This window comes from Pseudomonas frederiksbergensis, from assembly GCF_900105495.1.
Taxonomy (GTDB): Bacteria; Pseudomonadota; Gammaproteobacteria; order Pseudomonadales; family Pseudomonadaceae; genus Aquipseudomonas; species Aquipseudomonas frederiksbergensis.
This window is the reverse complement of record NZ_FNTF01000002.1, coordinates 1,900,850-1,914,697: the sequence shown is the minus strand read 5'-3', so window position 1 is coordinate 1,914,697 and position 13,848 is coordinate 1,900,850. Positions and strand designations below refer to the sequence as shown.

The 13,848-nt window shown below is 57.9% G+C and carries 11 protein-coding genes; 1 reads left to right on the top strand and 10 read right to left on the bottom strand.

The genetic code is table 11. The annotated features are described in order from the left end of the window. Window positions 1-5: 5 nt before the first annotated feature. The 3 genes from folP to rlmE all read right to left on the bottom strand — a co-directional run bounded on the left by folP (window position 6) and on the right by rlmE (window position 3,608). On the bottom strand, window positions 6-857 hold the full coding sequence (gene folP, locus BLW70_RS09100) for a dihydropteroate synthase (RefSeq protein ID WP_074873671.1): 852 nt from the start codon (window positions 855-857) through the stop codon (window positions 6-8). A gap of 8 nt (window positions 858-865) precedes the next feature. Beyond that, window positions 866-2,776 (bottom strand): ATP-dependent zinc metalloprotease FtsH, encoded by a 1,911-nt coding sequence (gene ftsH, locus BLW70_RS09095; RefSeq protein WP_074873669.1) that lies wholly within the window; start codon window positions 2,774-2,776, stop codon window positions 866-868. Between the two features lie 202 nt (window positions 2,777-2,978). Then, on the bottom strand, window positions 2,979-3,608 hold the full coding sequence (rlmE, locus tag BLW70_RS09090; protein ID WP_008005470.1) for a 23S rRNA (uridine(2552)-2'-O)-methyltransferase RlmE: 630 nt from the start codon (window positions 3,606-3,608) through the stop codon (window positions 2,979-2,981). A gap of 105 nt (window positions 3,609-3,713) precedes the next feature. Between rlmE and BLW70_RS09085 the strand changes: the two genes are divergently transcribed. Then, on the top strand, window positions 3,714-4,022 hold the full coding sequence (locus tag BLW70_RS09085; protein WP_008005472.1) for a YhbY family RNA-binding protein: 309 nt from the start codon (window positions 3,714-3,716) through the stop codon (window positions 4,020-4,022). Window positions 4,023-4,031: 9 nt separating this feature from the next. On the opposite strand, the gene BLW70_RS09080 is transcribed toward BLW70_RS09085, so the two are convergent. The 7 genes from BLW70_RS09080 to dnaK all read right to left on the bottom strand — a co-directional run bounded on the left by BLW70_RS09080 (window position 4,032) and on the right by dnaK (window position 13,829). Continuing rightward, the gene (locus BLW70_RS09080) at window positions 4,032-4,436 is read right to left on the bottom strand and encodes an MFS transporter (RefSeq protein ID WP_074873667.1); all 405 of its coding nucleotides are present in this window, start codon (window positions 4,434-4,436) and stop codon (window positions 4,032-4,034) included. A 28-nt stretch (window positions 4,437-4,464) separates the two neighbouring features. Continuing rightward, window positions 4,465-4,941 (bottom strand): transcription elongation factor GreA, encoded by a 477-nt coding sequence (greA, locus tag BLW70_RS09075; protein WP_019651075.1) that lies wholly within the window; start codon window positions 4,939-4,941, stop codon window positions 4,465-4,467. Beyond that, a complete protein-coding gene (gene carB, locus BLW70_RS09070; RefSeq protein WP_074873664.1) occupies window positions 4,938-8,159 on the bottom strand; it encodes a carbamoyl-phosphate synthase large subunit in 3,222 nt (1,073 codons plus the stop codon). Before carB ends, greA begins: the two co-directional genes overlap by 4 nt. A gap of 118 nt (window positions 8,160-8,277) precedes the next feature. Then, window positions 8,278-9,414, bottom strand: a complete 1,137-nt coding sequence (gene carA, locus BLW70_RS09065; RefSeq protein ID WP_074873662.1) for a glutamine-hydrolyzing carbamoyl-phosphate synthase small subunit — start codon at window positions 9,412-9,414, stop codon at window positions 8,278-8,280. A 260-nt stretch (window positions 9,415-9,674) separates the two neighbouring features. Further along, window positions 9,675-10,481 carry a 4-hydroxy-tetrahydrodipicolinate reductase gene (dapB, locus tag BLW70_RS09060; RefSeq protein WP_074873660.1) on the bottom strand — a complete coding sequence of 269 codons (807 nt, stop codon included), beginning with the start codon at window positions 10,479-10,481 and terminating at the stop codon, window positions 9,675-9,677. A gap of 9 nt (window positions 10,482-10,490) precedes the next feature. After that, the gene (gene dnaJ / locus BLW70_RS09055; RefSeq protein ID WP_074873658.1) at window positions 10,491-11,615 is read right to left on the bottom strand and encodes a molecular chaperone DnaJ; all 1,125 of its coding nucleotides are present in this window, start codon (window positions 11,613-11,615) and stop codon (window positions 10,491-10,493) included. 297 nt (window positions 11,616-11,912) lie between these two features. Further along, the gene (gene dnaK / locus BLW70_RS09050; RefSeq protein ID WP_074873656.1) at window positions 11,913-13,829 is read right to left on the bottom strand and encodes a molecular chaperone DnaK; all 1,917 of its coding nucleotides are present in this window, start codon (window positions 13,827-13,829) and stop codon (window positions 11,913-11,915) included. Window positions 13,830-13,848 lie beyond the last annotated feature (19 nt).

The following is a 13,848-nucleotide window of genomic DNA, read 5'->3' as shown; positions in this document are numbered from 1 at the left end:
CATTCTTATTCGGCTGATTCCACTGCAGCGATCATTCGCACCACATCGACAGTTTCAGCCACATCATGGACGCGCAATATACGCGCGCCCTTGACCGAAGCCAGCGCTGCAAGCGCCAGACCGCCATATAGACGCTCGCCAACCGGGCGACTCAAAGCCTGACCGATCATGCTCTTTCGCGAAACCCCGACCAGCAGGGGTCGCCCCAAGGCATGCAAGGCTTCCATATGCTTGAACAAGCTTAGATTGTGCTGCAAGGTTTTTGCGAAGCCAAAGCCCGGATCAAGGATGATCCGGTCCGCTGTAATTCCTACCGACGCACACTGAGCCATGCGCTCGGCGAGAAACTCGCCCACCTCTTTCGTGACATCCCGATACTGCGGATTATCCTGCATGTCGCCCGGCTCACCGAGCATATGCATCAGACAGACTGGCAGGCCAGTGGCCGCAGCCGCATCCAGAGCGCCATCGCGCCGCAGAGAACGCACGTCATTGATCAACCCTGCGCCAAGTCGTGCAGCTTCGCGCATCACAGCTGGCGTCGAAGTGTCGACCGAGATAATGACATCCAGCTCCCGGTGAATTCGCTCGACGACCGGAGCTACGCGCTCAAGCTCTTCCAGCGGTGAAACCACCCTTGCACCTGGCCGGGTCGATTCGCCACCAACATCAATCAACGTCGCGCCAGCCGCCACCATAGCCTCGGCATGACGCAAGGCCGCATCGAGCTGGCTATATTGGCCGCCATCAGAGAAGGAATCGGGAGTGACATTGAGAATACCCATGACATGCGTCAGGGCTAAATCAAGAACCCGATTGCCGCAAGGCAACCGGGTCGAGGACTGAACAGAAGTCATTTCAAACCTTAAACGTCAGCAGCCGGACCGCCGATCGGTGTTTCCGGACGCGGATCCTGTGCCACCGGAGGCGTTCCGGAGCTACCGGCGCCGCCTGACCAGTCGCGAGGCTCACGAGGCGTACGACCCGCCATGATGTCGTCGATCTGATCAGCGTCGATCGTTTCGTACTTCATCAAGGCATCAGCCATGGCGTCGAGCTTGTCACGGTTATCGGTGAGGATCTGCTTGGCCGTGCCGTAGCACTGATCAATGATGCTGCGTACTTCGGAGTCGATCAACTTGGCTGTCTCACCGGAGAAGCTTGCACCCTGACCGCCACCGCCTCGACCGAGAAAAACCTCGCCCTCTTCTTCTGCGTACATCAACGGGCCGAGTTTTTCCGACAAGCCCCACTTGGTGACCATGTTCCGTGCAATCTGGCTGGCACGCATGATGTCGTTGGACGCACCGGTGGTGACGCCGTCGAAGCCCAAGGTCATTTCTTCAGCAATACGGCCGCCGTACAACGAGCAGATCTGACTGATCAATGCACGCTTGGACAGGCTGTAGCGATCTTCTTCCGGCAGGAACATGGTCACACCCAGCGCACGTCCGCGCGGGATGATCGACACCTTGTAGACCGGATCATGCTCAGGCACGACACGACCAACAATTGCGTGGCCAGCCTCGTGGTAAGCGGTGTTCTGCTTCTCTTTCTCGGACATAACCATGGATTTGCGCTCGGCGCCCATCATGATCTTGTCCTTGGCCAATTCGAACTCTTTCATTTCGACGATGCGCTTGCCAGCCCGGGCCGCGAACAACGACGCCTCGTTCACCAGGTTAGCCAGGTCGGCACCGGAGAAACCAGGGGTACCACGAGCGATCACAGCCGGAGCGACGTCGTCACCCATTGGCACTTTGCGCATGTGAACCTTGAGAATCTGCTCGCGACCACGGATATCCGGCAGACCGACGACGACCTGACGGTCGAAACGGCCCGGACGCAGCAGCGCAGGGTCCAGTACGTCCGGACGGTTGGTTGCAGCGATGACGATAATGCCGTCATTCATTTCAAAGCCGTCCATCTCTACCAGCAACTGGTTGAGAGTCTGCTCGCGCTCGTCGTGACCGCCACCCATGCCGGCGCCACGGTGGCGACCGACGGCGTCGATTTCATCGATGAAGATGATGCATGGCGCGTGTTTCTTGGCCTGTTCAAACATGTCTCGAACACGGCTGGCGCCGACACCGACGAACATTTCAACGAAGTCGGAACCGGAAATGGTGAAGAACGGCACTTTGGCTTCGCCGGCAATCGCCTTGGCGAGCAAGGTTTTACCGGTACCAGGAGGACCCACCATCAGCACACCGCGAGGAATGCGACCGCCCAGACGCTGGAATTTGCCCGGATCACGCAGGAACTCGACCAGTTCACCAACCTCTTCCTTGGCTTCATCACAACCGGCAACGTCACCCAAGGTGGTTTTCACCTGATCTTCGGAGAGCAGGCGTGCCTTGCTCTTGCCGAAGCTCATTGGCCCGCCCTTGCCACCGGCGCCGCCCTGCATCTGCCGCATGAAGAACATGAACACGGCGATGATCACCAGGATCGGGAAGCTAGCGACCAGGAGTTGAGTCCAGATGCTTTGCTGTTCAGGCTGCTTGCCTTCGACTACGACATGGTTGTCCACGAGGTCGCCAATCAGACCGTTGTCCTGGATTGCCGGACGAATCGTCTTGAAGCTGTCGCCATCGTTGCGTTTGCCGGTAATCACGTAGCCATCAACCGCTACGCGCTCGACCTTTCCATCCTTGACCTGCTGGATGAAATCGGAATAGTTGAGGGTCTGCGGCTCGTTAGGGCTGGAGAAGTTGTTCATCACTGTCACCAGGACAGCCGCGATGATCAACCACAGGATCAGATTCTTTGCCATATCGTTCAATTAACTACCCTCTGAAGCAAGCTCCGCTAATGGCGCGCGCTTCGCATGATATTCACCGGCCTAACTTACTACATTACCTACGGCTCTGGCAGGCGCCGTCTGTAACCCTTTGTGAAACACTTTCTACACAGTATTCGCTAATGCTCACGGGGCGAAATACGAAAAACCTATCGACCCGCAAAAAAACCTCGATTTACTCACTACGGCCGCGATAACCCCAAGCCAGCATGTATTGCTCGCGGGAACTGCCACGGGAAGAGTCCGGCTTAATCATCTGAACCTTGTCGAATTTCTGACGAGCGTCCTTCACGTAAGCATCAAACCCTTCGCCCTGAAACACCTTGATCACGAAATTACCACCCGGCTTGAGTATCCGAGCCGCCAGATCAAGAGCCAGCTCACATAGAAACATGGCTTTTGGCATGTCCACCTCAGGCGTACCACTCATATTGGGGGCCATATCAGAAATCACAAGGTCCACCTGCGAATTACCCACGGCTTCAAGGATCTGAGCGAGCACTTCGTCCTGGGTGAAGTCACCCTGGATGAAAGTCACGTCCGGAATGCTGTCCATTTCCAGGATGTCCGAGGCGATCAGACGCCCCTGACCACCGATCAGCCGACTAGTGACCTGCGACCAGCCGCCGGGCGCCGCACCCAGGTCGACAACGCTCATACCCGGACGGATCAGCTTGTATTTCTCCTGGACCTCCAGAAGCTTGTAACTCGCACGCGAGCGGTAACCATCCTTCTGCGCCTGCTTCACATAGGGATCATTGACATGTCTTTGCAGCCACTTAAGGCTTGTCTTGGAACGGGCCACAGGCCACCTCGAAAATAAAACGGGTCGTGATTAATTGGGCGGTCCCGGACTCGCTCGGGTAAACTGGCCGCCGCTTTTTACAAGATCAGACGCAGGGGTCAGATTATGCCGCTCACTCAAGAGCAGAAGAAACAGTACAAATCCATTGGCCACCATCTGAAACCAGTTTTGACTGTGGCTGACAACGGCTTGACTGAAGGTGTGTTAGCCGAACTTGAACGCGCGTTGGCGGATCACGAGCTGATTAAAATCAAGCTCAACATCCTCGATCGCGAGTCGCGCCTGGCGAACATTGCAGAACTGTGCAAGGTCGGCAAAGCGGACCTGGTTCAGGTCATCGGCAAGATGGCACTGATTTACCGCAAGAACTTCAGCGTCAACAAGCAGCTGTCGAACGTTCATCGCTTCAAGTGATGACAAGGGTCAAGGGTGTGCTTCGCGCACCCTGGCACCCCACCCTGGCACCGGCTGCAACACCAGCACCAGTCCGGAAAAACCCAGGACAAGATAGCTGAACACCTGCCAACGCACGGCATCCGGCCAGCCAATACGCACCGCGACATACATCGCACACGCATACAGCGCCATCAGCAGCAGTTGCCCGCGAATATCCCGCCATAGACTGGCAAGGCCCTCGGCCTGAACCAGCACCAAAGCCTGAAAGATCACACACGCTGCGGCGAACCCCACCATCAGCGCATCAAACATGCCTGCAATTTCGTCGATCAGCAGCGGCGCCAGGCCAATTTTGCCCAGCACCGGCAGCAGACCGATATGCAACAGCCACAGACCACCCACCCATAACATCTGAGCGAGCTGCCAAAGCATGGCGCCCGCACGTAGCGGGCGCCTGCGTTTAGATGTGGCGAACTTCGACAATCTCGTACTCGATAACGCCGCCAGGCGTTTTCACGGCAACCACATCACCCTCTTCCTTGGCTATCAAGGCGCGAGCCAGTGGCGAGCCGACCGAAATCTTGCCGAGTTTGAAGTCAGCCTCATCCTCACCCACGATGTGGTAAGTGACGCGTTCGTCAGTCTCGACATTGGCGATTTCAACGGTAGTGCCGAAAATCACTTTGCCGGTGTGAGGAATGGTCGTGACATCAATGATGACCTGATTCTGAATCCGGCCTTCAATGTCACGAATCCGCGCCTCAACCATACCTTGCTGCTCGCGAGCAGCGTGGTATTCGGCGTTTTCTTTCAAGTCACCCAACTCGCGGGCCGTACCGATGTCCTGGCTGAGCTTCGGACGGACGACCTTGGTCAGGTGAGCGTGTTCTTCTTCCAGGGCCTTCGCGCCCTTGACGGTCATTGGATACTTGATCATGCCTTCAATCCTGCGTGTAGATCCTGCAAGCGGCGCACGGTCTTCTCGGGACCGAACTTCAGCGCTTCGCAGATAGCTTCGCCAGCAGCAATAGTTGTGGTGCAGTAAATCTTGTGCTGCAAGGCATTACGACGAATGGAATAGGAGTCAGCGATCGACTGACGGCCTTCGGTGGTGTTGATGATCAGAGTGACTTCGTCGTTCTTGATCATGTCGACCACGTGCGGACGACCTTCGGTCACCTTGTTCACACGACGCACTTTCAGGCCTGCGGCTTCGATCAGCTTGGCAGTACCGGCTGTGGCGACCACTTCGAAGCCCAAGTTGATCAGATCACGCGCCACGCCTGCAACCAGTGGCTTGTCGTCATCACGCACGCTGATGAACGCAGTTCCGCCGGTCGGCAGCACTTCGCTGGCACCCATCTGGGCCTTGGCGAACGCTTCGCCGAAGGTGTCGCCCACGCCCATCACTTCGCCGGTGGACTTCATCTCTGGGCCCAGGATCGGGTCCACGCCAGGGAATTTGGCGAATGGGAACACCGCCTCTTTCACGCTGTAGAAGTTCGGAATGATTTCTTTGGTGAAGCCGATTTCCTTCAGGGTTTTACCGGCCATCACGCGAGCCGCGATCATTGCCAGGGAAACACCGATGCACTTGGACACGAACGGTACGGTACGGGAAGCGCGCGGGTTGACTTCGATGACGTAGATGTCTTCGCCTTGCAGCGCCAACTGAACGTTCATCAGGCCGACAACACCCAGTTCCAGGGCCATTTTCTTGACCTGTTCGCGCATCTCGTCCTGGATGTGTGCAGGCAGCGAGTACGGCGGCAGGGAGCATGCGGAGTCACCGGAGTGAACGCCAGCCTGCTCGATGTGCTGCATGATCGCGCCGATCACCACGTCGGTGCCGTCGCAGACTGCATCCACGTCCATTTCGATGGCGCAATTGAGGAAGTGGTCGAGCAGCACCGGGCTGTCGTTGGACACTTTCACCGCATCGCGCAGGTAGCGCTTGAGCTCTTCTTCTTCGTAGACGATTTCCATCGCACGGCCGCCCAGTACGTAGGACGGGCGAACCACCAGCGGGTAACCGATCTTGGCGGCGGCACGAATTGCTTCGTCTTCGCTGCGCACAGTGGCGTTTGGCGGCTGACGCAGGTTCAGGCGCTCAACCATTTGCTGGAAGCGCTCACGGTCTTCGGCACGGTCGATAGCGTCAGGGCTGGTGCCGATGATTGGCACGCCAGCTTCTTCCAGGGCACGAGCCAGTTTCAGCGGGGTTTGGCCGCCGTACTGGACGATCACGCCTTTTGGCTTCTCGACGCGGCAGATTTCCAGCACGTCTTCCAGGGTCACTGGCTCGAAGTACAGGCGATCGGAGGTGTCGTAGTCGGTGGATACGGTTTCCGGGTTGCAGTTGACCATGATGGTCTCGTAACCGTCGGCGCGCAGGGCCAGTGCCGCGTGCACGCAGCAGTAGTCGAACTCGATGCCCTGGCCAATACGGTTTGGACCGCCGCCCAGGATCATGATCTTGTCGCGGCCCGTCGGTGCGGCTTCGCACTCTTCCTCGTAAGTCGAGTACATATAGGCGGTGTCGGTCGCAAACTCGGCCGCGCAGGTGTCAACGCGTTTGTAGACCGGGAAGATCTCCAGCTTGTGACGGTGGCGACGCAGCGCCTTCTCGGTCACGCCCAGCAGCTTGGCCAGACGCATGTCAGAGAAGCCTTTGCGCTTTAGGCGGAACATCAAGTCGCGGTCGATGCTGGCCAGACCCAGGGTCTTGACCTTCTCTTCTTCCTTGATCAGATCTTCGATCTGCACCAGGAACCACGGGTCGATCATGTTCATGCCGAAGATGTCGTCGACCGACAGGCCGGCGCGGAAGGCGTCAGCCACGTACCAGATACGCTCGGCGCCCGGCACGGTCAGTTCGCGCTTGAGGATGCTCATGCTTTCCGGGTTGCTCAGGTCGAGCTTCTCGTCCAGGCCGCAAACGCCCACTTCCAGGCCGCGCAGGGCTTTCTGCAGGGATTCCTGGAAGGTCCGGCCGATGGCCATGACTTCACCGACCGACTTCATTTGAGTGGTCAGTCGTGCGTCGGCTTTCGGGAATTTCTCGAAGGCGAAGCGTGGCAGCTTGGTCACGACGTAGTCGATGGACGGCTCGAAGGATGCAGGAGTAGCGCCGCCGGTGATTTCGTTCTGCAGTTCGTCCAGGGTGTAGCCGATCGCCAGCTTGGCGGCGATGCGCGCAATCGGGAAACCAGTGGCTTTCGAGGCCAGTGCCGAAGAGCGGGATACACGCGGGTTCATCTCGATCACGACCATACGACCAGTGTCCGGGCAAATGCCGAACTGGACGTTGGAGCCGCCGGTTTCCACGCCGATCTCACGCAGTACCGCCAACGAGGCGTTACGCATGATCTGGTATTCCTTGTCCGTCAGGGTCTGTGCCGGAGCAACGGTGATCGAGTCACCGGTGTGCACGCCCATCGGATCAAAGTTTTCGATCGAGCAAACGATGATGCAGTTGTCCTTCTTATCGCGGACAACCTCCATTTCGTATTCTTTCCAGCCGATCAGGGATTCGTCGATCAGCAGCTCTTTGGTCGGCGACAGATCCAGACCACGGGCGCAGATTTCTTCGAACTCTTCACGGTTGTAAGCGATACCGCCACCAGTGCCACCCATGGTGAAGGACGGACGGATGATGCACGGGAAGCCGAGCTTCTCGAGGACCGCGTTGGCCTCTTCCATGCTGTGGGCGATACCCGAACGCGGGCAGTCCAGGCCGATGGATTTCATCGCCTTGTCGAAGCGCGAACGGTCTTCGGCCTTGTCGATGGTGTCAGCGTTTGCGCCGATCATCTCTACGCCGAACTTCTCCAGAACGCCTTCGCGCTCCAGGTCCAGTGCGCAGTTCAGAGCGGTCTGGCCACCCATGGTTGGCAGCAGCGCGTCTGGACGCTCTTTCTCGATGATCTTGGCAACGGTCTGCCACTTGATCGGCTCGATGTAGGTCGCGTCGGCCATGTCCGGGTCGGTCATGATGGTCGCTGGGTTGGAGTTCACCAGGATGACGCGGTAACCCTCCTCGCGCAGGGCTTTACAGGCCTGGGCGCCGGAGTAGTCGAATTCGCAGGCCTGGCCGATCACGATCGGGCCAGCGCCGAGAATCAGGATGCTTTTAATGTCTGTACGTTTTGGCATGGGTTTGTCACTCAAATCCGCAGGTCAGTCGGCAAGCCGTCTTGTTCAATCTTTGAAGTCTTGAGGGGGCCGCCGGTGTCGGGACCGCCCTCAAGCTTTGCTACATCACGGCGAGCGATTAGCGTCGCTTGGCCATTTCATTGATGAAGCGATCGAACAGGGGTGCTACGTCGTTCGGGCCAGGGCTGGCTTCAGGGTGACCCTGGAAGCTGAAGGCGCTCTTGTCGGTAAGTTCGATACCTTGCAGGGTGCCGTCGAACAGCGATTTGTGGATCGCGCGAACGTTGGCTGGCAAGGTCGTTTCATCTACCGCAAAACCGTGGTTCTGGCTGGTGATCATCACCACACCGGTATCCAGGTCCTGGACCGGGTGGTTGGCACCGTGGTGGCCGTGCCCCATTTTCAGGGTCTTGGCACCGGAGGCCAGAGCCAGCAGTTGGTGACCAAGGCAGATACCGAAGACCGGAATTTCGGTTTCCAGCACATCCTTGATCGCCTGGATCGCGTAGTCGCAAGGCTCCGGGTCACCAGGGCCGTTGGACAGGAACACGCCGTCCGGCTTCAAGGCCAGCGCTTCAGCAGCCGGCGTCTGTGCAGGCACTACGGTCACGCGGCAACCGCGCTCGACCAGCATGCGCAGGATGTTCAGCTTGACGCCGTAGTCGTAGGCCACCACGTGGTACGGCAGCTCGGAGGCTTCGATGGTCGCGTGGCTGTCGGTTTTCAAATCCCAGACAGTCGAGCGCCACTCGTACTTCTCTTTGGTGCTGACGACTTTCGCCAGGTCCATGCCTTTGAGGCCAGGGAAACCCTGGGCGGCGGCGATGGCGGCTTCTTCTGAAATGTTGTCACCGGCCATGATGCAGCCGTTCTGCGCGCCTTTTTCACGCAGGATGCGCGTCAGGCGGCGAGTGTCGATACCGGCGATTGCCACAACGTTGTTGGCTTTCAGGTAGTCAGACAGAGACATCGTGTTACGCCAGTTACTCGCAACCAGTGGCAGGTCACGGATAACCAGGCCCGCGGACCAGACGCGGTCGGACTCGGCGTCTTCCGGCGTGGTGCCGGTGTTGCCGATGTGCGGGTAAGTCAGGGTAACGATCTGTTGGGCGTAGGAAGGATCGGTAAGGATTTCCTGATAGCCGGTCATGGCGGTGTTGAACACCACCTCACCAACGGTTTGACCGTCGGCTCCAATGGCTTCGCCGCGAAAAATGCTGCCATCAGCAAGGGCGAGTATGGCTGGCTTAGTCAAGAAGACCTCCCGTAAATAAAGCCTGAAAGGGCGATCGCAGGTTGTAAAAAAGCGGAGTGACGTATGGACACGTCACCCCGCTTCTTCACCGAATTATTCTGCGCGCTTTTAGTGGACACACTAAAGCTGTAGCTTACAGAAAAAGGCTTTTTTGGTCTACCGCCAATGAGCCTTAAAGGCCGAGGAATGCGACAGGACGTCGCTTGGCGGAGTAAAACCGGGCTCAAACACTCTCTTTGAACCCGATTTCGGGGCGCATCTTAACGCAGATCGAGGACGTCTTGCATGTCATAAAGACCTGGCTCACGACCGTCCAACCACAACGCAGCACGTACCGCGCCCTTGGCGAAGGTCATGCGACTGGACGCTTTATGCGTGATCTCCAGCCTTTCCCCCTCACAGGCGAACAGCACCGTATGGTCGCCGACCACATCACCACCGCGAACAGTGGCAAAGCCAATCGTTTCACGTTCGCGAACACCGGTATGACCTTCACGGCCATACACCGCAACCTTCTGCAGATCACGATCCAGGGCACTTGCGATGACTTCACCCATACGCAGAGCAGTACCTGAAGGCGCATCGATCTTGTGCCGATGATGAGCCTCGATGATCTCGATATCCGCGTCATCACCCAGCACACGAGCAGCCATGTCGAGCAGCTTCAGCGACAGGTTTACACCGACACTGAAATTGGCTGCGAACACGATCGGGATATCCTTGCCGGCCTCGGCCAGCAGCTGCTTCTGCGCGACGTCCAGCCCTGTCGTGCCGATCACCATGGCCTTGCCCGCCTTACGGCAGAACGCCAGGTTTTTCAGCATGACTTCCGGAAGGGTGAAATCGATCAGCACGTCGAACTCATCAGCCACCGCGTCCAGATTGCCGGACAACGGAACACCGATACGCCCCAGCGAGGCCAGTTCACCGGCGTCCACGCCAATCAGCGTGCTGCCGGGGCGAACGATGGCTGCCGTCAGCCCGGTCAGCGGCGCGCGTTGCTGCACCGCCTCGACCAGAATCTTGCCCATGCGCCCGGCAGCGCCCATCACAGCTATACGTCGCATGCCGACTCCTTACAAATCGCCGAAGAAGCGCTTCACACCTTCGAACCAACCCGTGGTTTTAGGCGAATGGCTGTTGTTTTCCGCCAGCGAACTGCGGAACTCTTCCAGCAATTCGCGCTGACGACGACCCAGGTTGACCGGGGTTTCGACCGCCACACGACACATCAAGTCACCAGCACCGCCGCCGCGCACTGGCGCAACGCCCTTGCCGCGAACACGGAACTGCTTGCCGGTCTGCGTCCCTTCAGGGATTTTCAGTTTGACTCGACCATCAAGGGTCGGAATCTCCAGCTCACCACCCAGCGCAGCATCGACAAAGCTGATAGGCACTTCGCAGAACAGGTGCTTGCCGTCGCGCTGGAAGATCGCGTGCTCACGCACGTTGATCACCACGTACAGGTCGCCAGTCGGACCACCCTGAGCCCCCGCCTCGCCTTCGCCGGACAGACGAATGCGGTCACCGGTATCGACACCGGCCGGCACTTTCACCGAGAGGGTTTTGTACTCTTCGACACGCCCTTGACCGTCGCACGAGTCGCACGGATCGGAAATGATCTTGCCCTGGCCATGGCAGCGCGGGCATGTCTGCTGCACCGAGAAAAAGCCCTGCTGCATACGGACTTGACCGATACCGCCACAGGTGGGGCAAGTGATCGGCGAGGAGCCTTTCTTGGCTCCCGAACCGTCGCACGGCTTGCAGTTGACCAATGTCGGAACACGGATATTCACGGTTGTACCGCGCACCGCTTCTTCCAGATTCAGTTCCAGGGTGTAACGCAGGTCGCTGCCACGCTGAGCGCCGCCACGAGAACCGCCGCGACCGCCGCCGAAGAAGTCACTGAAGACATCACCAAAGATGTCGGAGAAGTTCTGGCCGCCAAACCCGGCACCGCCGCCGCCCATGCTTGGGTCGACACCGGCATGACCGTACTGGTCGTACGCCGCGCGCTTGCTGGAATCGGACAGGACTTCGTAGGCCTCGTTGGCCTCCTTGAACATATCTTCCGACGCTTTGTCATCAGGATTACGGTCCGGGTGGTGCTTCATCGCCAGGCGACGGTAGGCCTTTTTCAGGTCTGCTTCGCTAGAGCCGCGCTCAACACCCAACACTTCGTAATAGTCACGCTTTGCCATAAGTCTTTGCACTCTTAAGGACGTTCGGCAAACCCCTCCTGAGCCTTGCCAAACTCGTTGAGCCCCAATACAGGCCCGGACCCAACTCACGTCAATTCAACGATCCTGGTCTTTGATTCATTGCAGTACTTTCGGCTCGAAAAGCAGGAGCATTTCCGGCCATACCGCCAACACACGAGCCTTGTCGCACGCTGTAAAAATTCGCTAACTCCAGACACGCCAACGCGGGAGCAAGCCCCCGCGCGGCGACATCCTACCAGTCACCGCCTAAAGGCAGTCAACCGGCCGACCAACAACTTACTTGTGGTCTTTGACTTCTTCGAACTCAGCGTCGACGACGTCGTCAGCCTTCTCGGCCGATTCGCCTTGCGGTGCAGCACCTTCAGCAGGTTGAGCCTGCTCGGCGTACATCTTCTGCGCTACTGGAGCGGAGACTTTCGACAACTCTTCAACCTTGGCTTCGATCGCGGCCTTGTCGTCGCCTTTGACAGCGGCTTCCAGCGCAACCACAGCGGCTTCGATTGCAGTCTTCTCTTCAGCAGTCACTTTATCGCCAGCGTCTGCAACCATTTTGCGCGTCGAGTGAACCAGCGCATCGCCCTGGTTGCGAGCGGTTGCCAGCTCTTCGAACTGGCGATCTGCGTCGACGTTGGCTTCAGCATCGCGAATCATCTGCTGAATCTCTTCCTCGGACAGACCGGAGTTGGCCTTGATCACGATCGACTGAGTCTTGCCGGTAGCCTTGTCTTTGGCGCCTACGTGCAGAATGCCGTTGGCGTCGATGTCGAAGGTCACTTCAATTTGTGGCACGCCACGTGGTGCTGGTGGAATCTCGGCCAGGTCGAACTTGCCCAAGGACTTGTTCTGTGCGGCTTGCTTACGCTCACCTTGCAGCACGTGAATGGTCACAGCGCCCTGGTTGTCGTCGGCAGTCGAGAACACTTGCGATTTCTTGGTAGGAATCGTGGTGTTTTTCTCGATCAGCGCAGTCATCACGCCACCCATGGTTTCAATACCCAGGGTCAGCGGGCTAACGTCCAGCAGCAGAACGTCTTTCACGTCACCGGCCAATACTGCGCCCTGAATAGCAGCACCCATGGCTACAGCTTCGTCCGGGTTCACGTCTTTACGCGCTTCTTTACCGAAGAACTCGGTCACCAGCTTCTGAACCAGTGGCATACGGGTCTGACCGCCGACCAGGATCACGTCGTTGATGGCGCCAATGTCGATGCCGGAGTCTTTCAGAGCGATGCGGCAAGGGTCGATGGTGCGTTGAACCAGGTCTTCTACCAGCGCTTCGAGCTTGGCGCGGGAGATTTTCACGTTCAAGTGCTTAGGACCGGTGGCGTCTGCAGTGATGTACGGCAGGTTCACGTCGGTCGAATTGCTCGAAGACAGCTCGATCTTGGCTTTTTCAGCGGCTTCTTTCAGGCGCTGCATGGCCAGCGGGTCACCTTTAAGGTTCATGCCGCTTTCTTTCTTGAATTCGTCAACGAGGTAGTCGATCAGGCGAATGTCAAAGTCTTCACCGCCCAGGAACGTGTCACCGTTGGTGGCCAGAACTTCGAACTGGTGCTCGCCATCGACTTCAGCGATTTCGATCACGGAAACGTCGAAAGTACCGCCGCCCAAGTCGTAAACGATCACGGTGTGATCGCCCTTCGCCTTGTCCATACCGTAAGCCAGAGCAGCTGCGGTTGGTTCGTTGATGATACGTTTTACGTCCAGGCCCGCGATGCGGCCGGCGTCTTTGGTGGCTTGACGCTGGCTGTCGTTGAAGTAGGCCGGAACGGTGATTACCGCTTCGGTCACTGGCTCGCCGAGGTAATCTTCGGCGGTCTTCTTCATTTTCTTCAGAATTTCAGCCGAGATTTGTGGCGGCGACATTTTCTGGCCGTTCACTTCAACCCACGCATCGCCGTTATCAGCCTTGGCGATTTTGTACGGGACCATCTTGATGTCTTTCTGTACGACTTCTTCGTCGAACTTACGACCGATCAGACGCTTCACCGCATACAGGGTGTTGTGCGGATTGGTCACAGCCTGACGCTTGGCCGATTGACCAACGAGGATTTCACCATCGTTGGCATAAGCGATGATCGACGGCGTGGTACGCGTGCCTTCAGCGTTTTCAATAACTTTGGCTACGCCGTTTTCAAGCACGGAGACGCAGGAGTTGGTAGTCCCCAGGTCGATACCGATAATTTTGCCCATGTTAACTCTCCCGAAACTT

Excerpts from the sequence above, each read along its gene's own strand:
- BLW70_RS09085 (WP_008005472.1), top strand. The coding sequence starts at position 3,714 with ATGCCGCTCACTCAAGAGCAGAAGAAACAGTACAAATCCATTGGCCAC.
- greA (WP_019651075.1), bottom strand. The coding sequence starts at position 4,941 with ATGATCAAGTATCCAATGACCGTCAAGGGCGCGAAGGCCCTGGAAGAA.
- BLW70_RS09080 (WP_074873667.1), bottom strand. The coding sequence starts at position 4,436 with ATGCTTTGGCAGCTCGCTCAGATGTTATGGGTGGGTGGTCTGTGGCTG.
- carB (WP_074873664.1), bottom strand. The coding sequence starts at position 8,159 with ATGCCAAAACGTACAGACATTAAAAGCATCCTGATTCTCGGCGCTGGC.
- folP (WP_074873671.1), bottom strand. The coding sequence starts at position 857 with ATGACTTCTGTTCAGTCCTCGACCCGGTTGCCTTGCGGCAATCGGGTT.
- ftsH (WP_074873669.1), bottom strand. The coding sequence starts at position 2,776 with ATGGCAAAGAATCTGATCCTGTGGTTGATCATCGCGGCTGTCCTGGTG.
- dnaJ (WP_074873658.1), bottom strand. The coding sequence starts at position 11,615 with ATGGCAAAGCGTGACTATTACGAAGTGTTGGGTGTTGAGCGCGGCTCT.
- dnaK (WP_074873656.1), bottom strand. The coding sequence starts at position 13,829 with ATGGGCAAAATTATCGGTATCGACCTGGGGACTACCAACTCCTGCGTC.
- dapB (WP_074873660.1), bottom strand. The coding sequence starts at position 10,481 with ATGCGACGTATAGCTGTGATGGGCGCTGCCGGGCGCATGGGCAAGATT.